21 protein-coding genes and 1 tRNA gene are annotated in these 22,567 nt (G+C 41.8%); 10 read left to right on the top strand and 12 right to left on the bottom strand.

Annotated features, from left to right (window positions below):
* The first annotated feature begins 32 nt into the window (after nt 1-32).
* Nucleotides 33-1,439 (top strand): dihydrolipoyl dehydrogenase, encoded by a 1,407-nt coding sequence (lpdA, locus tag ACST13_RS01120; RefSeq protein ID WP_459521380.1) that lies wholly within the window; start codon nt 33-35, stop codon nt 1,437-1,439.
* A gap of 170 nt (nt 1,440-1,609) precedes the next feature.
* On the opposite strand, the gene ACST13_RS01125 is transcribed toward lpdA, so the two are convergent.
* The 5 genes from ACST13_RS01125 to asnS are packed head-to-tail and all read right to left on the bottom strand — an operon-like array spanning nt 1,610 to nt 6,747.
* Nucleotides 1,610-2,968 carry an MATE family efflux transporter gene (locus ACST13_RS01125; protein WP_459521381.1) on the bottom strand — a complete coding sequence of 453 codons (1,359 nt, stop codon included), beginning with the start codon at nt 2,966-2,968 and terminating at the stop codon, nt 1,610-1,612.
* Between the two features lies 1 nt (nt 2,969).
* Nucleotides 2,970-4,277, bottom strand: a complete 1,308-nt coding sequence (gene murA, locus ACST13_RS01130) for a UDP-N-acetylglucosamine 1-carboxyvinyltransferase (RefSeq protein ID WP_459521382.1) — start codon at nt 4,275-4,277, stop codon at nt 2,970-2,972.
* Between the two features lie 6 nt (nt 4,278-4,283).
* Entirely contained in the window at nt 4,284-4,952 is a 669-nt protein-coding gene (locus tag ACST13_RS01135) for a DUF4290 domain-containing protein (RefSeq protein WP_459521383.1), read from the bottom strand.
* 12 nt (nt 4,953-4,964) lie between these two features.
* The gene (locus ACST13_RS01140; protein WP_459521384.1) at nt 4,965-5,315 is read right to left on the bottom strand and encodes a diacylglycerol kinase family protein; all 351 of its coding nucleotides are present in this window, start codon (nt 5,313-5,315) and stop codon (nt 4,965-4,967) included.
* A 1-nt stretch (nt 5,316) separates the two neighbouring features.
* Nucleotides 5,317-6,747 carry an asparagine--tRNA ligase gene (gene asnS, locus ACST13_RS01145; RefSeq protein WP_459521518.1) on the bottom strand — a complete coding sequence of 477 codons (1,431 nt, stop codon included), beginning with the start codon at nt 6,745-6,747 and terminating at the stop codon, nt 5,317-5,319.
* A gap of 133 nt (nt 6,748-6,880) precedes the next feature.
* Between asnS and rpoN the strand changes: the two genes are divergently transcribed.
* The 7 genes from rpoN to ACST13_RS01180 all read left to right on the top strand — a co-directional run bounded on the left by rpoN (nt 6,881) and on the right by ACST13_RS01180 (nt 12,053).
* The gene (gene rpoN / locus ACST13_RS01150) at nt 6,881-8,308 is read left to right on the top strand and encodes an RNA polymerase factor sigma-54 (RefSeq protein WP_459521385.1); all 1,428 of its coding nucleotides are present in this window, start codon (nt 6,881-6,883) and stop codon (nt 8,306-8,308) included.
* A gap of 67 nt (nt 8,309-8,375) precedes the next feature.
* Nucleotides 8,376-8,657 carry a type II toxin-antitoxin system RelE/ParE family toxin gene (locus ACST13_RS01155; protein WP_459521519.1) on the top strand — a complete coding sequence of 94 codons (282 nt, stop codon included), beginning with the start codon at nt 8,376-8,378 and terminating at the stop codon, nt 8,655-8,657.
* Nucleotide 8,658: 1 nt separating this feature from the next.
* Nucleotides 8,659-8,952 (top strand): HigA family addiction module antitoxin, encoded by a 294-nt coding sequence (locus tag ACST13_RS01160; RefSeq protein WP_395617774.1) that lies wholly within the window; start codon nt 8,659-8,661, stop codon nt 8,950-8,952.
* A gap of 3 nt (nt 8,953-8,955) precedes the next feature.
* Nucleotides 8,956-9,732 (top strand): enoyl-CoA hydratase/isomerase family protein, encoded by a 777-nt coding sequence (locus tag ACST13_RS01165; RefSeq protein ID WP_459521386.1) that lies wholly within the window; start codon nt 8,956-8,958, stop codon nt 9,730-9,732.
* Between the two features lie 74 nt (nt 9,733-9,806).
* Nucleotides 9,807-9,880, top strand: a tRNA-Arg gene (locus ACST13_RS01170).
* Between the two features lie 79 nt (nt 9,881-9,959).
* A complete protein-coding gene (locus ACST13_RS01175; RefSeq protein WP_459521387.1) occupies nt 9,960-11,171 on the top strand; it encodes a PQQ-dependent sugar dehydrogenase in 1,212 nt (403 codons plus the stop codon).
* A 9-nt stretch (nt 11,172-11,180) separates the two neighbouring features.
* A complete protein-coding gene (locus ACST13_RS01180; RefSeq protein ID WP_459521388.1) occupies nt 11,181-12,053 on the top strand; it encodes a bestrophin family protein in 873 nt (290 codons plus the stop codon).
* A gap of 6 nt (nt 12,054-12,059) precedes the next feature.
* On the opposite strand, the gene ACST13_RS01185 is transcribed toward ACST13_RS01180, so the two are convergent.
* The 3 genes from ACST13_RS01185 to ACST13_RS01195 form a co-directional block, all read right to left on the bottom strand.
* Nucleotides 12,060-13,304 carry an alkaline phosphatase family protein gene (locus tag ACST13_RS01185; RefSeq protein ID WP_459521389.1) on the bottom strand — a complete coding sequence of 415 codons (1,245 nt, stop codon included), beginning with the start codon at nt 13,302-13,304 and terminating at the stop codon, nt 12,060-12,062.
* A complete protein-coding gene (locus tag ACST13_RS01190) occupies nt 13,301-14,503 on the bottom strand; it encodes a DEAD/DEAH box helicase (protein ID WP_459521390.1) in 1,203 nt (400 codons plus the stop codon). Before ACST13_RS01190 ends, ACST13_RS01185 begins: the two co-directional genes overlap by 4 nt.
* Before the next feature lie 70 nt (nt 14,504-14,573).
* The gene (locus ACST13_RS01195; RefSeq protein ID WP_459521391.1) at nt 14,574-15,461 is read right to left on the bottom strand and encodes a hypothetical protein; all 888 of its coding nucleotides are present in this window, start codon (nt 15,459-15,461) and stop codon (nt 14,574-14,576) included.
* Between the two features lie 150 nt (nt 15,462-15,611).
* On the opposite strand from ACST13_RS01195, the gene ACST13_RS01200 reads away from it, so the two are divergent.
* Complete coding sequence (locus tag ACST13_RS01200) at nt 15,612-16,271, top strand: hypothetical protein (RefSeq protein ID WP_459521392.1); 660 nt, start codon at nt 15,612-15,614, stop codon at nt 16,269-16,271.
* Here ACST13_RS01200 and ACST13_RS01205 read toward each other — a convergent pair.
* The 4 genes from ACST13_RS01205 to rsmA are packed head-to-tail and all read right to left on the bottom strand — an operon-like array spanning nt 16,268 to nt 19,259.
* Nucleotides 16,268-16,594, bottom strand: coding sequence for a nucleotide pyrophosphohydrolase (locus tag ACST13_RS01205; RefSeq protein ID WP_459521393.1), 327 nt, complete (start codon nt 16,592-16,594; stop codon nt 16,268-16,270). The genes ACST13_RS01200 and ACST13_RS01205 overlap by 4 nt on opposite strands.
* Nucleotides 16,595-16,596: 2 nt before the next feature.
* Nucleotides 16,597-17,046: a D-aminoacyl-tRNA deacylase gene (gene dtd / locus ACST13_RS01210; RefSeq protein WP_459521394.1), complete on the bottom strand. Its 450-nt coding sequence runs from the start codon at nt 17,044-17,046 to the stop codon at nt 16,597-16,599.
* A gap of 1 nt (nt 17,047) precedes the next feature.
* Complete coding sequence (gene mgtE, locus ACST13_RS01215; protein WP_459521395.1) at nt 17,048-18,424, bottom strand: magnesium transporter; 1,377 nt, start codon at nt 18,422-18,424, stop codon at nt 17,048-17,050.
* Between the two features lie 52 nt (nt 18,425-18,476).
* Nucleotides 18,477-19,259: a 16S rRNA (adenine(1518)-N(6)/adenine(1519)-N(6))-dimethyltransferase RsmA gene (rsmA, locus tag ACST13_RS01220; protein WP_459521396.1), complete on the bottom strand. Its 783-nt coding sequence runs from the start codon at nt 19,257-19,259 to the stop codon at nt 18,477-18,479.
* A gap of 72 nt (nt 19,260-19,331) precedes the next feature.
* Between rsmA and ACST13_RS01225 the strand changes: the two genes are divergently transcribed.
* Nucleotides 19,332-22,499, top strand: a complete 3,168-nt coding sequence (locus ACST13_RS01225; RefSeq protein ID WP_459521397.1) for a PAS domain S-box protein — start codon at nt 19,332-19,334, stop codon at nt 22,497-22,499.
* Nucleotides 22,500-22,567 lie beyond the last annotated feature (68 nt).

The following is a 22,567-nucleotide window of genomic DNA, read 5'->3' on the forward strand; positions in this document are numbered from 1 at the left end:
CTTCAGGGGCCTATTCGCTTTCATTTGCCTATATGCAAGAATTTGATGTAGTAGTTATTGGTTCAGGCCCAGGAGGATACGTTTCGGCGATTCGTGCGGCTCAATTAGGATTTAAAGTAGCCATCGTGGAGAAATATGCCGTGATGGGTGGAACCTGTTTGAACGTAGGATGTATTCCTTCTAAAGCCCTTTTGGACTCATCAGAGCATTATTATAATGCTGTACACAGTTTTTCGGAGCATGGAATTGACGTTGCGAAACCCAAAATCAATTTTACTCAAATGATCGCCCGCAAGTCTGGCGTAGTGGAGAAAATGAACGGCGGGATTACGTATTTGATGAAGAAGAACAAGATCACCACCTTCCATGGTTTGGGATCATTCGACTCCGCTAAAACAGTAAAAGTAACCAAAGAAGACGGTAGTTCAGAAGTCTTATCGGCCAAGAATATCATTATCGCAACGGGGTCTAAACCCACAATTTTACCTTTCATCCCTGTCGACAAAGATCGCATTATCACGTCGACGGAAGCTTTGAAAATGACAGAAATTCCGAAGCATTTAATTGTGATCGGTGCCGGTGTTATCGGTGCAGAATTAGGATCGGTTTATGCTCGTTTAGGTTCTAAAGTTTCCTTCATCGAATTCGCGGACAGCATGATTCCGACGATGGATAAAGCGATGGGAAAAGAATTACAAAAATCGATTGCCAAAATAGGCGCAGAATTCTACCTATCACACAAAGTGACTTCAGCAGCCGTTAAAGGCAAGGAAGTAACAGTGAAAGCACAAGACGCTTCAGGTAAAGAAGTGGAAATCAAAGGTGATTATTGCTTGGTTTGTATCGGTCGTCGTCCTTATACAGATGGATTGAACCTAGCTGCGGCAGGTTTAACAGCCGATGAGCGCGGCCGTATCGCGGTAGATGAGCATACGTTGCAAACGTCTGTTCCAGGTATCTACGCCATTGGTGATGTGATTCGAGGAGCGATGTTAGCGCATAAAGCAGAAGAGGAAGGCGTTTTTGTGGCTGAAGTGATTGCAGGCCAAAAACCGCATATCAATTATAACCTCATTCCAGGTGTCGTTTACACGTGGCCTGAAGTGGCTTCCGTAGGAAAGACGGAGCAAGAATTAAAAGCAGCTGGAATCGCTTATAAAGAAGGATCTTTTCCTTTCAAAGCCTTAGGCCGTGCCGTAGCATCCATGGATGTAGACGGTTTAGCCAAAGTTTTAGCTGACGCAAACACCGACGAAATTTTGGGTGTTCACATCATTGGTGCTCGCGCCGCTGATATGATCGCTGAAGCAGTTGTTGCCATGGAATTCCGTGCATCGGCTGAAGATGTCGCTCGTATGTCTCATGCTCACCCGACGTATACGGAGGCGATGAAGGAGGCTTGTTTAGCGGCTACGGCGAAGAGGGCGTTACATTCGTAATTTAAAGCATAGAGCATAAAGCACAAAGAATAAAGAAGGAATCGCCTTTGGCGATGAATTTAGAGGATGCAAATCAACATTTCACCATACTAAAAAAGGGCTCGAATTTCGAGCCCTTTTTTCACGTACTTTATGCTTTATTCTTTGTGCTCTATACTTTAAAATAATCCCTAATCAACATCTAATTCTTCAAAATTAATAGTCTTCGCCCTTGCATAAAAGCGCCACGACAATAACACAGAAGAACAAACTAAACTTGCCGTTAATCCCATCCAGATCCCTGTGGCACCTACGCCCTGGTATATCCCAATGTAGTAAGAAAGAGGTATGCCAATGCCCCAATAGGAGAAAATGGTAATTCCAGTGGGGATATTAACGTCTTGTAAACCTCGAAGTAAACCGAGGGAAACAGCCTGTATTCCATCAAATAGCTGAAATATTGCTCCCCAAACTACCAGAGTAACTGCAATCGCAATGACTGATACTTCTTGCGTGTAGCCGCGCACTAAAATGTCCCTACCGAAGAAGAAGACTAGCGCACAAAATCCCATAAACAAAATGGATAATACAAGGGCCGCGTTACCAGAGGTAAAAATACCTGGTCTATTTCGCTCACCGATATCTGCACCCACTAAAATTCCACCTGCCGCCGCAATTCCCGATGCCATCATGTAAGTTAAGGATGCCATATTGATGGCTACAATGTGAGCCGCTTGAGCCGTCACAGAAATCCAACCCATCATCACAACCGCCATCCCAAACGTAGCAATTTCAAAGAAACCCTGCATTCCAGATGGAATACCGATTTTGAGAATTGTTTTTTCTAACACGTTGGCTTCCGCATGTACGTGCTTTTTTTGGAAATATTTACTAAAATCGGCGATTTTGAACAGGTAAATGGCGAGGGCAATGGCCATTAAAATGCGGGCCATTAAGGTTGCAATGCCAGCACCAAACAATCCCATAGCGGGAATTGGGCCAAGTCCATTGATGAATATATGATTAAAAATGATGTTGAAAATTAGGGCAGCGATTGTAATATACATGGCCACGGAGGTTTTCTGCAAACCATCCGAAAAGCTTTTTAAAGCCGAGAATAAAAAAATGGGTACTACCGAAACTGCTATTAAGGCTAGGTAGGGAAGGGTTAATGCTTTATTAGCCGAAGTCTGCTTAAATAAATCATAATTCATTCCAGCTAGCCCGATCAATAACATGGTGATTATACTTAAGAATAGGGCTACACGGATATTAGCCCGTAATAAATTGCCACATTCCGTGAAATCACCTTCTGCATCTGATTTGGAAATCATCGGAGCCACTATCTGCATACAGATTAAACCCACTACTGCAATGGTGAAGAATATACTTCCTGCCATGCCCGACGCGCCTAAGCTTTCGGCTGCACCTGTAGACATTTGACCTACCTGAATGGTATCGGCTAAACCCATGAGCATTACGCCAAGTTGACCCACAACAATGGGTGACGCTAATCGAATCGTTTGCTTAATCTTCGCCTGAAATTCCATATTAGATACGCACGATTTCTGCACCAATGGCATTTAAACGGGTATCAATGTTTTGGTAACCACGGTCGATCTGTTCGATATTATCAATAATCGAAGTGCCGTTTGCAGACATCGCAGCGATTAAAAGGGAAACTCCGGCACGAATATCTGGTGATGACATGCGGATTCCTTTTAAGGTTTGCTTGCGATCAAAACCGACTACGGTAGCGCGGTGTGGATCGCAAAGGATGATTTGGGCACCCATTTCGATCAAACGATCGACGAAGAATAGACGAGATTCGAACATTTTTTGGTGGATTAAGACCGTTCCTTTGGCCTGAATCGCAGTCACTAAAATAATCGATAATAAGTCTGGAGTGAAACCTGGCCACGGGTGGTCAGAGATCGTTAACATCGAACCATCGATGAAGTTTTCTAATTCATAGTGTTCTTGAGAAGGGATGAAAATATCATCTCCGCGGAACTCCATTTTAATACCTAATTTCTTGAAAACCTCAGGAATGATGCCTAATTCTGGGATTTGGCAGTTTTTGATGGTTATCTCCGATTGAGTCATCACCGCTAAACCGATGAAAGAACCAATCTCAATCATATCTGGAAGCATGGTATGCTCTGTTCCGTGTAAAACATCGACACCTTCAATGGACAGCATGTTCGAACCGATACCAGAGATTTTCGCTCCCATACGGTTTAACATCTTGCTCAATTGTTGCAAATAAGGTTCGCAAGCGGCGTTGTAGATGGTTGTTTTGCCTTTGGCTAAAACCGCAGCCATCAAAATGTTTGCTGTACCTGTTACTGACGCTTCGTCTAATAGCATGTAAGCGCCTTGTAATTCAGAGGCGTCTACTTCATAGATTCCACCATCTTCGGGGCTATAATTGAATTTAGCACCTAGTTTCATGAAGCCAAAGAAGTGGGTATCCAATCTTCTGCGGCCGATTTTATCTCCACCTGGGGAAGGAATACGTCCTTTTTTGAATCGGGCTAGAGTCGGTCCTAATAACATCACCGATCCGCGAAGCGCCGCAGCTTTCTTCTTGTAGGTATCTGAATCTAAGTAATCGATATTGACTAAGGAGGCATCAAATTCAATGCTTGACTCCGATAAACGACGCATGCTCACGCCCATATCGCCTAATAAATCAATTAATTGATTGACGTCGCGAATGTTCGGGATATTGTGAATGGTGACAGGCTCAGCTGTCAATACCACAGCACACAAAATCTGTAATGCTTCGTTCTTAGCTCCTTGAGGAGTAATTTCCCCTTTCAAACGGCGGCCACCGGTTACTTTAAATGATGCCATAAATGATTACTTATTTTTACGGAAATTATTATTTCGGTTATTATTATTGTTGTTGCTTCTGAAGTTGTTCTTCCGATAATTATTGTTGCGATTATTGTTATTGCTATTCGGATACTCTGGCGCATTATAGGCGTTTCTCGCATTATTTGCCACTTTAGCGTGCCCTAATCCTTCTTGCGATAATTCATCAACAATCGTCCCTAATAGGTTTTCTGACATCTCTTTAATGTTTTGCCAAATCACCGCATCGTCCACTGACTCCTTGTTCCAAGTCACATAGAAACCCTTCATTAATCGGGCAATATAAGCCACTAAAATCTTTTTGTCGTCCTCTTTTTCCTCAGCAATCGCACGCAGAATCAATAATTCTACGTTACGTCCGTAATGTTTGAATTTAAGGTTATGTTGGTTATAGGCCACTTTACGAGGTGCCTTTCCTAGTGATTCTGGTGATGGAGGAGGGAAGGGGCTTTGTACATTCAATTCAAAATTGGACATGATGTATAAATCATCCCAAAGCTTCTTCGAATAATCTTGGCTATTATCCTTCATATTCGGGTGAATTTGTTTCATCACCTCGACCATTAAATAAGCGTATTTTGTTCTTTGCTCTTCATCCGCAATGGTCAAAATATAATTCACTAATTTTTGAACACTCGATCCGTATTCTTTCATATTTGGTTGCTCTTAAAGCATTAAATTCAATAAAATTCGCGGGACAGCGACGAGTAAGAAGACGATAATCGCCCAAATAGCCATCACTAAAACCGCCCCAGCGGCATAATCTTTAGCCTTTTTCGCTAATTCACTCTGCTGCGGAGAAACTAGATCTGTAATTCTTTCTAATGAAGAATTTAACAATTCTGCTACCCAAACTCCAGCCACAGCTAGAGAAATCCAAAGCCATTCTGATACTTCAAAACCTATTTTCCAGCCTACATAAATCACAACAAGCGTACTCACTAAATGAAAACGCGCATTGCGCTCATTCTTGATAAGTTCCAACAAACCATTTATTGCGTGCTTTAAACCAAACATCTTAAAATTCAGCCGTTTTAGGTGTGCGTGGGAAAGGGATTACGTCACGGATATTGCTCATACCCGTCACAAATAGCACTAAACGTTCAAATCCAAGTCCAAAACCAGCATGTGGTGCAGAGCCAAATTGTCGTGTTTCTAAATACCACCAGATGGATTCTTCTTCAATTCCAACCTCTTTCGTACGTTGCAAAAGCTTCTCGTAATTGTCCTCTCTTTGGGATCCTCCAATTATTTCACCAATTCCTGGAAATAAAACATCCATCGCCCGAACTGTTTTTCCATCTTCATCTAACTTCATATAGAAGGCTTTGATGTCTTTCGGATAATTCGTTAAGATAACGGGTTTTTTGAAATGTTTCTCTACTAAATAGCGCTCATGCTCTGATTGAAGGTCGATTCCCCATTCTACCGGATATACGAATTTACCATTTTTATGCGCTTTCGATTGCAATAGAATGTCGATGGCAGCCGTGTAGGTTAAGCGTTCGAATTCATTCTCCGTCACAAAACGTAATTTTTCAGATAAGCTTAATTCCGATTGCTCTTCTTTCTTTTTGTTCTTTTCCTCTTCGATTAGACGCTTTTCTAAAAAGGCGATATCGTCTGCACAGTGATCTAAAGCGTATTTGATACAGTATTTAGTGAAGTCTTCCGCTAAATCCATGTTATCCACTAACTCATTAAAAGCCACTTCTGGCTCGATCATCCAAAACTCCGCTAAGTGGCGGGTGGTATTCGAATTCTCTGCACGGAAAGTGGGTCCGAAGGTATAGACTTTGGACAAAGCCATCGCCCCTAATTCTCCTTCTAACTGTCCTGAAACTGTTAAATTCGTTTCTTTGCCAAAAAAATCTTCCTTATAATCCACCTTTCCATCTTCCGTTAAAGGAGGATTGATAGGGTCCAAAGTCGTCACGCGGAACATCTCGCCAGCTCCCTCTGCATCCGATCCCGTAATGATAGGCGTATGTAAATAGAAGAAACCGTTATTGTTGAAATAGGTGTGAATCGCGTAGGCCAAAGCATGGCGAATGCGCAATATCGCAGAGAAGGTGTTCGTCCGAGGACGCAAGTGTGCAATCTCGCGCAAGAACTCTAAAGAGTGTTTCTTAGGCTGCAAAGGGTATTTCTCCGGATCGGCTGTTCCGTAAACTTCAATGGAAACGACTTCCACTTCTACGTTTTGGCCTTGTCCTTGTGAGGCAATTAATTTACCTGTAACGGCGATACAAGATCCCGTAGTCACTAATTTCAACGTTTCTTCTGAAACGGTTCCCTCTGAAACGACTGCTTGGATATTGTGGATAGTCGATCCATCATTCATCGCAATAAATGCGACAGACGAGGAAACTCTTTTCGTACGAACCCAACCTTTCACGACAATGCTTTGCTGCGTGGGTGCTAAACGTAGTATTTCTTTGATTTGCATAAATGACTCGGGCATTATTAATAAAAAGGCCTCAATAGAGGCAATAACCCTCAAAATTACAGATAAAAAACCGATTTATTTTATTTATTTGTAATTAAAAATCGGCTTATCTTTGGTGTAGATTATATAGACAATGCAGGGATTATCCTTAAAACAGAATCAACAACAGAACCTCTCGCCACAACAGATACAATATATCAAGTTGTTGCAGATTCCTACCGCTGAATTAGCGGCTAGGATTGAGGAGGAATTAGAGGATAATCCGGCTTTGGAGGAAGGTTTAGATCATAATGAGGAACAGGAGCCACGAGAAACCCTAGATGATCTGGAGCGGGAGGAAATGGAAGTAGGGGATTATCTGCAAGATGACTATGCCGGTTACAAGATGGCCGGGGACTCTTATGATCCCAATGAGGGGACGCGCGAAAGACCTTTGGCCATAGAATCTAGCACTCAAGAGTATTTATTAAACCAAATCCGTTACGTCGTTCGCAACGAGCGAGAGGAAATCCTCGCCCAGCAAATCATCGGTTCTTTAGAGGAGGATGGTTATCTTCGTCGCAATATTGAAAGCATTGTGAACGACTTAGCTTTCATGCAAGGCTTTGAGACGGATTACGACGAGGTGGAACAGGTTTTATTCAAAGTGCAATCGTTAGATCCTGCCGGTATTGCCGCGCGTAGCTTGCAAGAATGTTTGTCGCTACAATTGCATCGCAAGGAATCGGATGCACCTGCTCACCAGTTAGCGATTCGTTTAGTAGATGATTTTTTTGAGGAGTTTTCCAAAAAGCACTTCAGCGTTTTACTCTCCAAATTAGCCATCACAGAGGAAGAACTAAAAAAAGCGATGCAAGTCATCACTCATTTGAATCCCAAACCAGGTGGGGGAGACGATGCGCCCATTGCCCCTTATTTGCAGCCCGATTTCATCATTACTAACCAAAACGGGAAAATAGAGATCAAGATAAATGGGAAGAATGCACCTGAACTTCGAGTTTCCCGTGCCTTTCAAGAAATGTTGCAGACCTACGATAAGGGCGACAAGAAACAAAAAGATATCAAAGAGGCAGTTACGTTTATCAAACATAAATTAGATTCGGCCTCTTGGTTCATTTCTGCTATCCAGCAACGCCAGGGTACTTTGATGAAGACGATGGAGAGTATTGTGGCCAAACAATATGAGTTCTTTTTGACCGGTGATGAGGCGGTTTTGAAGCCTATGAAGATGAAAGAAATTGCGGCAATGATAGAAATGGATATTTCCACGGTCTCTCGCGTAGTTTCGGCGAAGTCGGTACAAGCTGATTTTGGCATTTATCCCTTAAAATACTTCTTTTCAGAAGGCATTACTCATGAATCTGGCGAGGACTTCTCTACCCGAGAAGTAAAGAACATCTTGCGCGAGATCATCGAGCAAGAACCGAGCTCAGAGCCTCATTCGGATGAGGATTTAGAACAATTATTGCTTGATCGCGGCTTTGTCGTAAAGCGCAGAACGGTGGCTAAATACCGTGATCAGCTGGGGATTCCAGTGGGGAGATTGAGGAAACATTTATAATCAGTTTCTAGATTAGGATTTCGATGAATTTTACTTACCTTTGGAGTTAGTAACGTATGGCGTCATTATGATTAAATCCTTCGGTTCTAAAGAAACATTAAAAATTTGGAATGGAGAGAGGTCAAAACGCTTACCATTTGAAATTCAAGAAATTGCGCGTAGAAAATTACGTATGATTCAAGCGTCAGAGAATATAAATGACTTACGAATTCCTCCTGCAAATCGATTAGAAAAGCTTTCCGGTTCGGCATCTGAATTCTATAGTATTCGTATTAATGATCAATGGCGAATTATATTTAAATGGATAAATGGGTCGGCGGAAGAAGTAGAAATTGTAGATTATCATTAATATGGAAAATTTGAAAAATATACATCCTGGAGAGATTTTAATGGAGGAATTTCTCCTTCCTATGGGTATTTCAGCCTATCGCTTAGCGAAAGAGATTAATATACCGCAAACCCGGATTTCAGAAATATTAAAAGGACGACGTCGAGTGACGGCGGATACAGCCTTGCGTTTGTCTTTGTTTTTTGGTAATTCTGTAAAATTCTGGATGAGTTTACAAGATGATTATGATATTGAAGAAGAATTGAGATTAAAGAAAAATGAATTTGATTTAATTCGAAAATATGAATTTGCATAAACTATGACTTTCAACTACCTAAAGCTCCACCGAAACGGTCCCATCTGGACCTTAACTTTAAATCGTCCAGAGGTCTATAATGCCTTAAATGCAGGTTTGATTCACGAAATCAGGGAGGTGGCAGAAGCGGCTCAAATCGACGATGAGGTTCGTGTATTAGTCATTACGGGAGAAGGGAAGGCCTTTTGTTCGGGGGCTGATTTGAAATCTGGTGTGAGTGATCCTAATTTAGGGAATGTGTTGCGTACAACTTATAATCCGATGATTTCTGCCTTAAGAGGTTTAAACAAACCTGTGATAGGTGCGATAAATGGAGTGGCAGCAGGAGCTGGCTGTAGTTTAGCTTTAGCCTGTGATTACCTCATCGCGAAAGAAGATGCTTATTTTTCTGAGTTATTTGTCCAAATTGGTTTAGCCATGGATGCGGGTTCCACGGCCTTTTTAATGCAGTCGGTAGGATATCACCGTGCTTTTGATTTAGCTACAACAGGACGTAAAGTAGGAGCAAAAGAGGCGAAAGAGATTGGATTGGTGGCGGAGGTGGTTTCGGAATCAGATTGGGAAGCGAAGGTGCATGAAATAGCCTTATCCTTTTCGAAGAAAGCCACCTTGTCTATCTCGTTGATGAAGCGTTCTTTGCAAAGGGCTTATAATCAGGATTTAGCAGCGACCTTAGCTTCGGAAGCGGAGGAACAAACTATCTTAGGAAAGAGTAAGGACTTCGCTGAAGGCCTGATGGCCTTTATGCAAAAAAGGGCTCCTCATTTCAAGGGGAAATAATTTTTAGAAAATTTCGGCTGCTTTTTTTTCATATTGCTAAAGAAATCCTACCTTTGCAATCCCGAAAGGGCAATGGTTGCGTAGCTCAATTGGATAGAGCATCTCACTACGGATGAGAAGGTTTGGGGTTCGAGTCCCTACGCGACCACCGAATTGAAAAGACCTGTACGAAAGTGCAGGTCTTTTTTCTTTTTTTCTTCTATCTTTAAGCAACCTATTAAATAACCATGAAGAAAATCCTTAGTCTGTGCTTATTAGCACCCTCCCTAATTTTTGCGCAAGAAATTAAAGTACCTGCCGGTTTTCACGTAAGTGAAATTGGGAAAGATCTCGGCTCAACCCGTCATTTAGCCGTTTCGAAGCAAGGCGATGTCTATGCGAAATTGTCCAAACTCAAGGATGGGAAAGGGATCCTTTTATTGAAGGATAAGGACAAAGATGGGGTATATGAGGAGCAGGCGATGTTTGGTAATTATACGGGTACCGGAATCGCCATCCACGATGATTATTTCTATGCTTCATCGAATAAGGGTGTTTTTCGCTATGCTTTGAATGCAACTGGTGAGGTGGCGGATTGGAATAAATTCGAAACGATTGTGAATGCTTTGCCGGATCATGGTCGGGATAATGCGAAGACCTTTGTGTTTGATCAGGAGCGCAAAAATATCTATGTGACGATTGGTTCTTGGAATGATCCGTGCAGAGAGCAAGGTACTGGGAAAGGAATGAGTCCGTGTGCGGTTTTGGATTCTGCTGGGGGTGTTTGGCGTTTTGATGCGAATAAATTGAACCAAGGTTTTGCAGATGGAACTCGTTTTGCGACTGGCTTGAAAAATGCAGTAGGGATTATTTGGAATAATTCGACGAAGTCTTTGTTTGCGATGGCACACGGAAGAGGTCAATTCCATGATTTTTACCCACAATATTATACGCCAAAACAAAGCCAAGAACTTCCTTCAGAAGCGATGTATGAATTCAAGAAAGAAGGGGACGATGCCGGCTGGCCTTATATATATTATGATCATATTCAAAAGAAGAAAATTGTCGCTCCAGAGTATGGTGGGGATGGAAAGAAAACAGGAGGAGAAAATGCTTTGAATCCGGTGGTAGCTTTTCCAGCTCACATGGGACCGAATGATCTGCTTTTTTACACAGGAAACAGTTTTCCTGCCCGTTATAAAAATGGTGCATTTATCGCTTTTCATGGTCAATCAGCCGAATTAAAGAAGGGTTATTTTGTCGCCTTTGTTCCCTTTAAAAATGGAAAGCCGTCGGGTCCTTGGGAAATCTTTGCAGATAATTTTTCTGGACAAGATTTAACGAAACCGACTGGTCCTATCGAACACCGTCCCTGCGGACTAGCACAAGGGCCAGATGGATCGCTGTTTGTGAGTGATGATTTGAATGGGAGTATTTGGAAAATAAGTTACAAGAAATAAATATTTAAAATGGTTCAATACAATACAAAAGACTGGATAACCTTTATTTTTCGTTTTCATCAATCGGATACTTTTCGAAAATTATTGCCATTAATGGTTCTGATTGGAGTGTATTCAGGTTTGGTTTGCTTTTTAGAAGAAGAGGTTTTTCATCTTGGAGAAGACAGTTTAGTCAAAAACATTTCTGTAATGCACAGTATGTTAGGATTTGTTATCTCTTTATTGCTAGCCTACCGTACGAATACGGCCTATGATCGTTGGTGGGAAGGACGAAAATTGTGGGGATCATTAGTAAACAATAGTAGAAATTTAGCCTTAAAAATAGCCGTCATTTTAGAAAATGAAATAGATCGTCACTTTTTCCAAAAAGTGATCCCTTTGTATGCGCACATTCTTCAAAAATATTTAGCGGATGATGAGGCAGGTTTAGTCCTTTTCGAAGGTCTTGATTTAGATATTGACCACACGAAACATAAACCTAATCAGGTGGCGAAAATGCTCTTTAAAAAGACAGATGAATTATATAAATCGGGTAAAATTTCCGGACATCAACTCCTCTATTTAAATACCGAATTACAATCTTTTACAGACGTATGCGGTGCGTGTGAGCGTATCAAAAATACACCTATCCCTTATTCCTATAGTGCTTTCATTAAGAAATTTATCTTCTTCTATGTGATGACTTTGCCATTTAGCTACACCTTTATTCTGAGCTACTATGTGATTCCTGTGGTAGTTTTTATTTTTTACGTACTAGCTAGTTTGGAATTAATTGCGGATGAAATCGAGGATCCGTTTGGTAACGACGCGAATGATTTGCCTATGGGAAAGATCGCTGCTAATATTAAAAAGCACGTGGACGAAATATTCGTTACGAAATAAATTAACTTACTTCAAAGCTTTTTGCAATACCTTACCATTTCCATCGATGGATTTAGGATCGTAAGTTAATCCGAGGATTTTAGCCACGAAAGGATAAACGTTCACATTCTCAAATCCGTCCAGTTGTAGTCCTGATTTAATGGCAGGACCCCATGCCTGAAAGCTAGCGCGCATTTCGGGTAGAACGGTGTCAAAACCGTGTTTGCCTTTCGAGGTTTTTTGGGTAGACAGGTTAAATACTTGTGGGAGTTTTGGCACTAATAATAGATCCCCTAAACGGTTAAATTTATCATCTGATTTACGGTAATGCCAATGTGCCGGAGTTTCATCCATCTTATAGGTCGTAAAACGCGTGTCCTTTTTTAATTCCTGATAAGTCGAGTCGATTTTCGAAGGATCCTTCGCATAAACGTGCAACAAGGCATCTCCATAAGGCACTTGAAAAGCTGTGGTATTCAATGGAGCAGGTTTGCCGATGGTATTCACATTATCTACCTCTTTCATTCCGTGATCTGAAACAAATATAAAGTTGATCGGAAGCCCTAATGGAGCTACAGCTGCTTCTAAATCCGCGATGGCCTGATCCACAAACTGCACCGAACTTTTTACCCGAGGATCTTCTGGCCCAAATTCATGCGCATCGTGATCCACTTCCGGAAAATAAAAAGTAATTAAATGAGGTCGCTTCTCTGCCGGTAGGGAAAGCCAATGCTTAACCTGAGCGATACGGGTTTTGATATCGATCAACTCATTATAAACATAGTAATAAGACGGATAGGTGTCTTGAATGTTTGCATCCGAGGCTACCCAATAGAAACTAGCTGAGACCATTTGCTGTTTTTCAGCTAATACCCAAAGCGGAGTTCCACCATACCATTTTCCTTCACCCACCATTTTTTTGTTAGCCTGGCGGTATTCTTGTCCTGAAGCAACATCTAAATAGGTATTATCTACTAAGCCGTGGTGCGCAGGGTATAAACCCGTAGCGATGCTGTAGTGATTAGGGAAGGTTAAAGAAGGGTAGGACGGCTGCATATAGCTTGCCTTCACACCTGTCGATTCTTTTGATTGCAGGTGTTTAGCCTCGTATTTATGCGAAAAATCAGAGCGAAATCCATCCGCTGAAATTAAAATAACGTAGGGTTTCTCCTGTTGAATTTTCGAATTAGAACGACCCGCGATGATATGCTGCGTGGTATCTTGAGCCCAGCCAGAAAAGCTGAAAAACAACAATAGAGCAATCAATCTCATGATTTCTTTTTCCAAAAATTTCCGCCGCCGGACTTTCCGCCACTCGACTTTCCGCCGCCTGATTTACCCTTATATCCTCCAAAAGAACTTTTCTGTGCCGCTGGATTATATTCCGGCGTCTCCCCAAACTCTTCAGGAACAGCCGCCTTCGTCACTTCTTTCTCTAATAAATCTTCAATGGTCTTAAATTTGCGTTGTTCAGCCTCCGTGATCAGCGTATAAGCCGTTCCTTTTGTCTGTGCGCGCGCGGTACGACCGATGCGGTGTATATAATCCTCTCCGTCATTTGGCACATCGTAATTAATGACTAATTCAATTTCGTCGATGTCAATACCACGGCTCAAAATATCCGTCGCCACTAAAATCTTCGTCTTCTTATTTCTAAAGTCCTGCATCACTTGCTCCCGCACCTCTTGTTCTAAATCAGAGTGAATCTCCTCTACAGAGAATCTAGCACGCTTTAAATCCGAAGTAAGGGATTTGACATTCTGCTTTTTAGAACAGAAAACAATCACGCGAGTATAATCCTGAAGTTTTAATAAATGCTTTACCAGCGGACTCTTCTGCTTTTCATACACCACAAAAGCCTCTTGAACAATTTGCTCAGGTGGTTTTGAAACGGCGATATTGATTTCGACCGGATTATCTAATAGTTTTTGGGCCAAAGTCTTCATCCTAGGCGCAAAAGTCGCCGAGAATAATAGATTCTGTCTCTTTTCTGGCAAGAAGGAAATGATCTTCATCAAATCATCTGAGAATCCCATATCGAGCATTCTGTCCGCCTCGTCTAGTACTAAATAACTGCAATGTTTTAGGTTCACGTAACCCATATTTAAATGGGCAATCATGCGACCTGGAGTACATACAACGATATCCACACCACTGGTCAAAGCCGTTTTCTCTGTCGTAAAGGAATTACCATCTCCACCACCATAAATAGCGATCGAGCTAACGTTTGCGAAATAGCCTAAACCTTCCATATTGCCTGCAATCTGAATAGCTAGTTCACGGGTAGGAACAATGATAAGCGCATTAATATGGTCCTCTGGGTGAGGTTCAGTGATTAATTTGTGTATGATGGGAAGCAAAAAAGCGGCGGTTTTGCCGGTTCCTGTTTGGGCTGAGGCTAAAATGTCGCGGCCCGCTAAAATGGGTTGTATAACTTGGGATTGCACCGGTGTGGCGGTTTTGTATCCCATTGAACTGATACCGTCTAATAGTTTTGGGCTGAGCCCGAGTTCTTCAAATGTCAAAGTATGTGTGTTTATTTTACCTTCTGATAGGTGGACAATCAATACTTCGATCTAAATGGAAGATTAACTGAAATTGAGTAACAAAATAATGATCTACTAAGTTCGTCGCATATTCTGACGGAATGAGTAATCGGGTGGTTAATTCGGTCTTAGGAGGTTGATTTTTAGGCGCTGCAAATAGATTCCCTAGTTGCGTTCTTAGGCTTGCTTCAAATCCAAAATCCATAAAGTCATTTAAGCGATACCGAAATCCAACGCCTACGGGTATTGAAAAACCAATGGATGGAATCGTTTCATTGAAATTGCGAATCGGATTAGTGGGGTAATCACTCGCAATGATATCCGAATAGCTTCTCCAGGAAGCGCCCGGTATTCCTGCTCCTCCTAAAGAATCTAATTGATAAAGCTCTGTATTACTTGAAACCAAGGCCAGGCCCGCAGATAAATAAGGGGAGAAGCGGTTACGCTTCATGTAATTTTGTTGGTTACCATTTAATTCTAGGAGTCCAGAAATACCAAATTCTACTATATCATTTCTGAATCGAAATCGCAAATCAGGTGTTCTAGGGATTAGCGCCGTATTATCAAAGGTATAATCATTTCCCGCTAGACGGATATAATTCAAATTACCCTTTATGCTAAAATTTTTGCTGACGTGTCGCGTTAAATGCGCCCCTACATTAAATCGACTTTGGTCATTGACTAATCGGTTAAATATCGGCAATTCATCATTTAGACTATAATAATGTGAACTACCAGCTCCGAAGCCGATGGATGTGTGTGGGTTAAATGTCGATTTTTTGAAACCTGTTCCTCCTTTTTTACCTATTTTCCAAAATTGACCGTGAGTTGCTGAACTGAAAGTCAAGGTAATTAGTAGGATAAATGAACTTATTCGTAGCATGTGATGCGAATTTTTTAAACGTCAAAAACAAATATACTCATAAATCAATAAACGCTCGAAGCTTGCAATTATTTTGCAAAGCTAATTTGGAATATTTCTAACTTGCTTCTGTCCTTTAGCTTAGGTAATTTTAAGTATAATTCTGTAACCATGAAAAAAATCCTTCTTCTTTTGTCCTTTACCATAGTAGGGGCCTGCAGTTCTAATTCCGAAGTGAGCTTACCCACCGAAAACTTAAATGAAGTTTTAGCCTGCGGGGATGCAAAGGGATTAATTGCTAAATACGGAGCAAAGTCTGTCATTGTAGATACGTCCATAGTTACAGGCGATGACACCTTACGAGGGGCTATTATTTTTCCAGGAACGGCGAAACAGGCGAATGTTTTCTTTCATGAGGGAAAGATTTCAGACGTGAGTGTTCAGGGGGAGAATTCTGTATGGAAAACGGCTTCAGGACTTTACTTAGGCTTAAGCTTACAAGAAGTGGAAAAAATTAATGCAAAGAATTTTACGATTTCAGGTTTTGGCTGGGCACATGGAGGTTCAGTCGTTTCGTGGGAAGGTGGAAAGCTTGCCGGAGATAGTACCTTGACTCACCTAGTATCGTTTCGAAATAAGCGCCAAAATATTTCCATCGAGGAATTTAAAAAAGTATCGGGAGAAGCGGAATTTGATGTGCGTCATGCACTTATTCAACTAATGAATCCAGCCCTGGAGCAAATCACGATTTTAAAACCTTATATCCCCACGAAAGAAGAGGGGAAGGGGATTGCAAAGAAGATCGAATCAAGCCAAATACCTGTTCGCTAAGCTAATTTAGGGTTATTCTTGTGGCGGTCCGCATCGCGTTCCGTCTTTTTTAGCAGGTTCTGCTTCAGCGCCTCTTCTAGGTTTATACCCGTTTGATTCGCTAAACAAATCAAAACAAAAAGAACATCGGCCATTTCGTCCCCCAGGTCTTTGTTTTTATCCGACTCCTTTTCGGACTGTTCTCCGTAGCGTCTTGCGATGATGCGCGCCACTTCGCCCACTTCTTCTGTCAGCATCGCCATATTCGTCAACTCGCTGAAATAGCGAACGCCTGCGGTTTTAATCCACTCATCTACTTGTTGTTGTGCGTTTGAAATCGTCATAATTAGGGATTTTTAGAGTCGATGATAAGGGTAACGGGTCCGTCGTTTGTTAAATTGATTTGCATATCTGCACCGAATAAGCCTGTCTGTATTTCTTTGTCTAATCTCTCTGATAAAGAAGTAATCATCATTTCATAAAGCGGTATCGCCTGTTCTGGTCTAGCCGATTCAAGAAAACTAGGGCGATTGCCTTTTCGAGTAGCCGCATAGAGCGTAAACTGGCTCACCAGCAAAAGCTCACCAGAAACGGCCTTTAAATCGAGATTCATTTTGCCGTCCTCTTCAGAGAAAATGCGCAGACCTGCTATCTTTCCAGCTAAATAAGTTACATCTTCCGGTGTATCATCCACGTGGATGCCTAATAGGACTAAAAAACCCTGTTGGATGGAGGAATATAAGGTCCCATCGATGTGCAGACTAGCTTGACTAACGCGTTGGATGACCGCTAACATCTTATAACAACCAGTAAACAATTAGGAAGTAGACTCCATAGCCTAAAATGTCGTTCGTAGTCGTGATGAAAGGACCAGAGGCCACTGCTGGATTAATCTTCAATTGATTTAATACCAAAGGGGTAATGGTTCCCATTAAACTAGCCAGCATTACCACGGCAAATAGAGAAAGAGAAACGGTTGCCGATAGCATTATTTCTCCTGAATCGACTAATAAGGAACATCCAAAAGCAAAAATGGCAGCGATTAATGCATTGATTAAGGCGACAACGAGTACTTTTTGAAGACGTTTTCCTAAGCTGGTATCCAAACCACTTTTATCTGCTAAGGACTGTACAATTAAGGACGATGATTGAATGCCCACATTTCCACCCGTCGAACCAATTAAGGGAATGAAAGCGGAGATGGCTGGTAAAATCGCGATCGTATCATCGAATCGGTCAATGATCTTAGCCGCAATAAAACTACCCACCATGCCACCTATTAACCAAGGAAGACGGGAACGAACTAATAACCAAACAGAGTCATCTTCTTCTACGTCTTCCGAGATACCGGCCATGACCTGAATATCTTCCTGTGCGGATTCCGTAATAAAATCGACCACGTCATCGATCGTAATTCGACCTAATAAGCGCCCTTGAATGTTAATCACTGGAATAGCTTCTAAATCGTATTTCTGCATTAAGTCAGCCACCTCTTCTCCAGACGCATACGTCTGAACAGAAACGATTTCATCATCTTCGTAGACATCCGCAATCTTAGAACCACGTTTTGCTAAGATAATTTTCTTTAAAGAAACAGTTCCTAAAAGAAGCCCATCATCATCAATTACATAAACCGAATACACCTTCTCCACATCCTCCGCTTGTTTCCGGATTTCCTCCACACATTCGGTCACTGTTTGGCTAATATTAATCTTAATTAATTCTTTTTGCATTAAACCGCCCGCACAATCTTCGTCGTAATGCATTAAGTCGATAATGAATCGAGCTTGTTCGCGGTCTTTCAACAAGGCGATAACTTCTTCGCGTACTTTTACCGGTTGTTCGTTTAAAATATCTACGGCATCATCGGAATCGATTACATTAATGTAAGAGGCGATTTCCTTCGATGTGAAGTTCTTTAGGAATTTTTTGCGGTCATCTGAATCGAGTGTTGAGATGATTTCAGCCGCAATTTTTGTGTCGATTAACAGGACAAGATATCTTGCCTCGTCCGTCGTTAATTCAATTAAAATATGGGTGATATCGGCTGGGAAAAGCTCATCCAGCTTCAATAAGATTTCCTCATTCGCCTGATTTTCGATCAGCAGGCGGATGTCCTCTATGAACTCTTTTGTAAGTTCAAACGGAAGGTGTTGTGTGTTTACTACTTCCATGGTTTGAGGTGATTTTTAAATTAAACAATGCAAATTACTAAAATTAGATCGATTAAGCGCCTTGGTAGCCATTATCTTTCCATAAATTGGTCAATTCAGTGAATTCGGGAACCCCTAATTGTTCTGCTCTTTTAGATAAAAGTGGATGCTCAGGTAATTGCATGGCTCTTAGCGCATTGCGTAATGTTTTGCGTCGTTGATTAAAGGCCATTTTTACCAAAGACTTGAATTTAGCCGGATCGCAATCGAGTTTTTTATCCCAATTCCGCACGAGGCGAATGACGCCTGAGTTGACTTTAGGCGGGGGAGTAAATACTTCTGGTCCTAAACTAAATAGGTATTCAATATCGTAGTAGGCCTGTAAAAGCACGCTTAAAATACCGTAATCCTTATTGCCTGGTTTAGCGGCTAAACGGACAGCTACTTCTTTTTGCAGCATTCCCACCACCTCGATGCATTGGTCTTTGTATTCTAATACGCGGAAGAAGATTTGGGTGGAGATGAAATAGGGAAAATTACCTACGATGGCGAATTTTTCCTCCCCAAACATATTCTCCAAAGGATAACGTAAAAAGTCCCCATCGATTAATCGTGGACCCGTAAACTCTAGATAGTTTTTACGTAGGTAGTCGACAGATTCTTTATCGATTTCGATGAGCGAGGTTTTGTATTCGGTTTTTTTGACCAAAAACTGAGTCAATACACCCATTCCAGGACCAATCTCTAACACTTTTGTGTATGCTCCAGCCGGCTGCAAGCCATCTACGATGCGCTTCGCTGCCTCTAAATCATTTAAAAAATGTTGTCCTAAACTCTTTTTTGCTCTTACTTGCACCGGGTCTCTGGGGTTTAAGGGGTAAAATTAAGCCCTTTTTCGTACATTTAAGCAAAATTCCCGATTAAAGGTATGGAGGATAGGAATGCCCTGATTAAAACATTGGATTCCCTGAAGCTTTTTGGCATCATTATGGCGCTAGATGGAACCATCACGCATGCGAATGAGTATACGCATCAATTGCTAGGTTATAAGCCATCGGAATTAAATGGAAAGGACTTCTTTACGACACTAGTTCCCGATGGAGAGAGTGAAACCCGTCGCGTCGCATTTAACAAAGCAATTCAGACGGGGGGGGTATTCGAAGAGCGAGAGCGGAATTATAAGACAAAATCTGGGTCCATTAAATGGGTAGAAGTTGCTTCTACCGTGGTGAGTGATAATTTTCTCAGTATTATAGGGGAGGATGTCAGCGAAAAGAAGAAGGTCTCAGAAGCCCTGACTCGTTCAAACGCTCAACTACAAGACTTAATTAATAATACGACTGACTTAATCCAAATCACCGGTGTGACCGGACGTTTTCTGTTTGTTAACCGAGCTTGGTTAGAGACGATGGGTTATAGCGAGGAAGAGGCGAAGGATTTAAAAATTCAGGATGTGCTGCATCCTGAGTTTGCACACCAGACTCAGAAACAATTCGATGCTTTAGCGAAAGGAGAGGATATTCCGGAATTTACGGCTGTTTTTAGACGTAAAGATGGACGTCGCTTATATGTAACAGGTTCAGCCACCTGTCGTTTTGAGCGGGGTACTCCTACAGCTTATCGCTGTATTTTACATAATTCAACGGCAAAAGTACGGGCAGAGCGAGCAAATAAATTGTTCTCTTCCATCTCCCAGGTGGCAATTAATTCGTCTAATCTAGATGATTTGTTTGTGAACATTCACAAGCAATTAGGGGAAGTGATTGACGTGAAGAACTTCTTTATTGCACAATACGATCCAGGCAAGAGTTTTATTTATTTCCCTTACTACATCGATGAATACTTTAATTCCCGTGTGCATTTTACTAAGCGCCGTTTAGGGAATGGCTTGACGGAATATGCTTTGATGGCAAATAAGCCGCTGATTTTGCACGATGACGATATTCACCAGCTCGCTGCAGAGAAGAAGATTTACCTCTATGGGGTGGTTCCCAAAGTTATGCTGTGTGTTCCCCTGCGCATCGGGGACCGAGTGACTGGAATCATTGGGGTTAAATCGTATGAGCGTGCGAATAAATACGAGAACCGAGATTTAGAATTATTAGACTTTATATCGGGGCAAGTGGCGATTGCGATATCGAGGAAGCAGGCGGAAGAAGCTTTGGGAAGAGAAACAGCTCGCTTAAATGCTATTTTCGATAGCTCCTCCCACTTAATGTGGTCCGTGAATAAGCGTTTAATGTTAATGAGTTTTAACCACGATTACTCCGATTTATTAGAGCAAGAGCTGGGGATGAAACCTCAATTAAATATTAGCTCGGAAACGATGGGCTTCAAGCTTATGTCTCCAGAGGAGCGAAAAGTGTTAGAGGATCATTATAAATTAGCTTTTAAGGGGGCTAAGCAGCATTTTGAATTACGTATTCACAAGAAAGACGACTCCGATGGTTGGTTAGAGGTCTATTTAAACCCGATTTTAGATCAAGGGATAATTTCCGAGGTTTCGGGTATTGCGCGCGACATTACGGATTTGAAGAAGTACCAAATTGAACTCGTCGAGGCACGCGAACAGGCGGAGCACTCGCTGCAGGTGAAGGAGCAGTTTTTAGCGAATATGTCCCACGAAATTCGTACTCCGATGAATGGAGTAATCGGGATGGTGGATCTCTTGTGTGACACTTCATTAGATGAAGATCAGCGCGATTACTTGCAAACGATTCGCAAGTCGTCCGAAACGCTTTTACATATTTTGAATGATATTCTGGATCTCGCCAAAATTGAGGCAGGCAAGATGGTGCTGCATCCAACAGATATTCTGTTAGAAGATGTGTTTGATCGATTGATGGCTTTGTTTACGCCATTAGCGCATCAGAAAGGGAATAAAGTTTCGTACAAGTTAGACGACAAAGTTCCGGCTTATGTCAAGGTGGATGAAACACGTTTATTGCAGATTCTCTCGAATTTAACTTCGAATGCGTTGAAATTTACCGAAAACGGATCCGTGAAAATTGCGGTGAAAGTTAAATCGCTAAAGGAAGATAGTACAGAATTAGAAGTACGTGTGAGCGATAATGGAATCGGAATTAGTGCAGTCAATTTAGAAAAACTCTTTAATGCTTTCCAACAAGTAGATAATTCTACTTCGAAAAATTATGGAGGGACCGGTCTAGGATTAGCCATTTCTCGTGAATTCTGTAAGATGATGGACGGAGAGATCGGTGTAGAGTCACAAGAGGGTAAGGGAAGTACGTTTTGGTTTACCATCAAACTTGCTGCAGGGGATTCTGCTTTAGCTACTAAAACGAAGAAATCGGATAATCTTTCAATTTCGGGTAGTCTGCATTCGGTACACGCCCGTGTATTATTAGTGGATGATAATGCCACGAATCGCAAGGTGGCAGGTCAGATTCTACTGAAGGCCGGTTGCGAGGTAATTATGGTGCCTAGTGGCCAGGACGCGATTTCTGTACTGCAAAATGACATTCATTTCGATTTAGTATTAATGGATATCCAAATGCCAGAGATGGATGGAATGGAAACGACTCGCCGTTTAAAAGCCCTGAGTTTAGCCTCCCTTCCTCCGATTGTGGCGATGACGGCTTATGCGATGAAGGAAGACCGGGAGCGATTCCTAGCTGCAGGAATGGATGATTATTTAGCCAAACCGATCCGTGCACAACAGCTGATTCAAACGGTGTCGCGCTGGGTATCTGATGGACATGCTTCCGTCGAAGATGCGTTAGAGGTATCTAGTTTTGTCGTGGACGAAGAGGTTCTTGCCTCGCTTTCTGATGCGGTGGGCGGCGATCCCGCTTTCGTGAAAAGTATGCTGGAAGAGTTTATTGTGGAGGCCAAAGAACAAGTAGCCGCTGCTATTCTTTTTCATTCTGAGTCGAATTGCAAAGGTGTTCAATCCGAACTACATACCCTTAAAGGGAATTCGGGTACTTTAGGCGCTTCTCAGGTGCACTCCCTTTGTGAGAAGATCGAAATAAAGGCGAAGGTATGTGATTTCGAACACTTCGCTAAGGAGATTGTTGATTTGCAAATTGCCTTGAAGAATTTCGAGGACGCCATTAAAGCCAAATTCGCCTAATATGCGCCATTTTGGCGTGTTTTTCTATAGATTTGCTTTAAATTTAATGTCATTTTTTCCGATTTTTT

The organism is Aquirufa sp. A-Brett2-W8, from assembly GCF_054558755.1.

What these genes read in the sequence shown, in the direction of transcription:
- lpdA (WP_459521380.1), top strand. Translation starts at nt 33, where the DNA reads ATGCAAGAATTTGATGTAGTAGTTATTGGTTCAGGCCCAGGAGGATAC.
- ACST13_RS01125 (WP_459521381.1), bottom strand. Translation starts at nt 2,968, where the DNA reads ATGGAATTTCAGGCGAAGATTAAGCAAACGATTCGATTAGCGTCACCC.
- murA (WP_459521382.1), bottom strand. Translation starts at nt 4,277, where the DNA reads ATGGCATCATTTAAAGTAACCGGTGGCCGCCGTTTGAAAGGGGAAATT.
- ACST13_RS01135 (WP_459521383.1), bottom strand. Translation starts at nt 4,952, where the DNA reads ATGAAAGAATACGGATCGAGTGTTCAAAAATTAGTGAATTATATTTTG.
- ACST13_RS01140 (WP_459521384.1), bottom strand. Translation starts at nt 5,315, where the DNA reads ATGTTTGGTTTAAAGCACGCAATAAATGGTTTGTTGGAACTTATCAAG.
- asnS (WP_459521518.1), bottom strand. Translation starts at nt 6,747, where the DNA reads ATGCAAATCAAAGAAATACTACGTTTAGCACCCACGCAGCAAAGCATT.
- rpoN (WP_459521385.1), top strand. Translation starts at nt 6,881, where the DNA reads ATGCAGGGATTATCCTTAAAACAGAATCAACAACAGAACCTCTCGCCA.
- ACST13_RS01155 (WP_459521519.1), top strand. Translation starts at nt 8,376, where the DNA reads ATGATTAAATCCTTCGGTTCTAAAGAAACATTAAAAATTTGGAATGGA.
- ACST13_RS01160 (WP_395617774.1), top strand. Translation starts at nt 8,659, where the DNA reads ATGGAAAATTTGAAAAATATACATCCTGGAGAGATTTTAATGGAGGAA.
- ACST13_RS01165 (WP_459521386.1), top strand. Translation starts at nt 8,956, where the DNA reads ATGACTTTCAACTACCTAAAGCTCCACCGAAACGGTCCCATCTGGACC.
- ACST13_RS01175 (WP_459521387.1), top strand. Translation starts at nt 9,960, where the DNA reads ATGAAGAAAATCCTTAGTCTGTGCTTATTAGCACCCTCCCTAATTTTT.
- ACST13_RS01180 (WP_459521388.1), top strand. Translation starts at nt 11,181, where the DNA reads ATGGTTCAATACAATACAAAAGACTGGATAACCTTTATTTTTCGTTTT.
- ACST13_RS01185 (WP_459521389.1), bottom strand. Translation starts at nt 13,304, where the DNA reads ATGAGATTGATTGCTCTATTGTTGTTTTTCAGCTTTTCTGGCTGGGCT.
- ACST13_RS01190 (WP_459521390.1), bottom strand. Translation starts at nt 14,503, where the DNA reads ATGGGATACAAAACCGCCACACCGGTGCAATCCCAAGTTATACAACCC.
- ACST13_RS01195 (WP_459521391.1), bottom strand. Translation starts at nt 15,461, where the DNA reads ATGCTACGAATAAGTTCATTTATCCTACTAATTACCTTGACTTTCAGT.
- ACST13_RS01200 (WP_459521392.1), top strand. Translation starts at nt 15,612, where the DNA reads ATGAAAAAAATCCTTCTTCTTTTGTCCTTTACCATAGTAGGGGCCTGC.
- ACST13_RS01205 (WP_459521393.1), bottom strand. Translation starts at nt 16,594, where the DNA reads ATGACGATTTCAAACGCACAACAACAAGTAGATGAGTGGATTAAAACC.
- dtd (WP_459521394.1), bottom strand. Translation starts at nt 17,046, where the DNA reads ATGTTAGCGGTCATCCAACGCGTTAGTCAAGCTAGTCTGCACATCGAT.
- mgtE (WP_459521395.1), bottom strand. Translation starts at nt 18,424, where the DNA reads ATGGAAGTAGTAAACACACAACACCTTCCGTTTGAACTTACAAAAGAG.
- ACST13_RS01225 (WP_459521397.1), top strand. Translation starts at nt 19,332, where the DNA reads ATGGAGGATAGGAATGCCCTGATTAAAACATTGGATTCCCTGAAGCTT.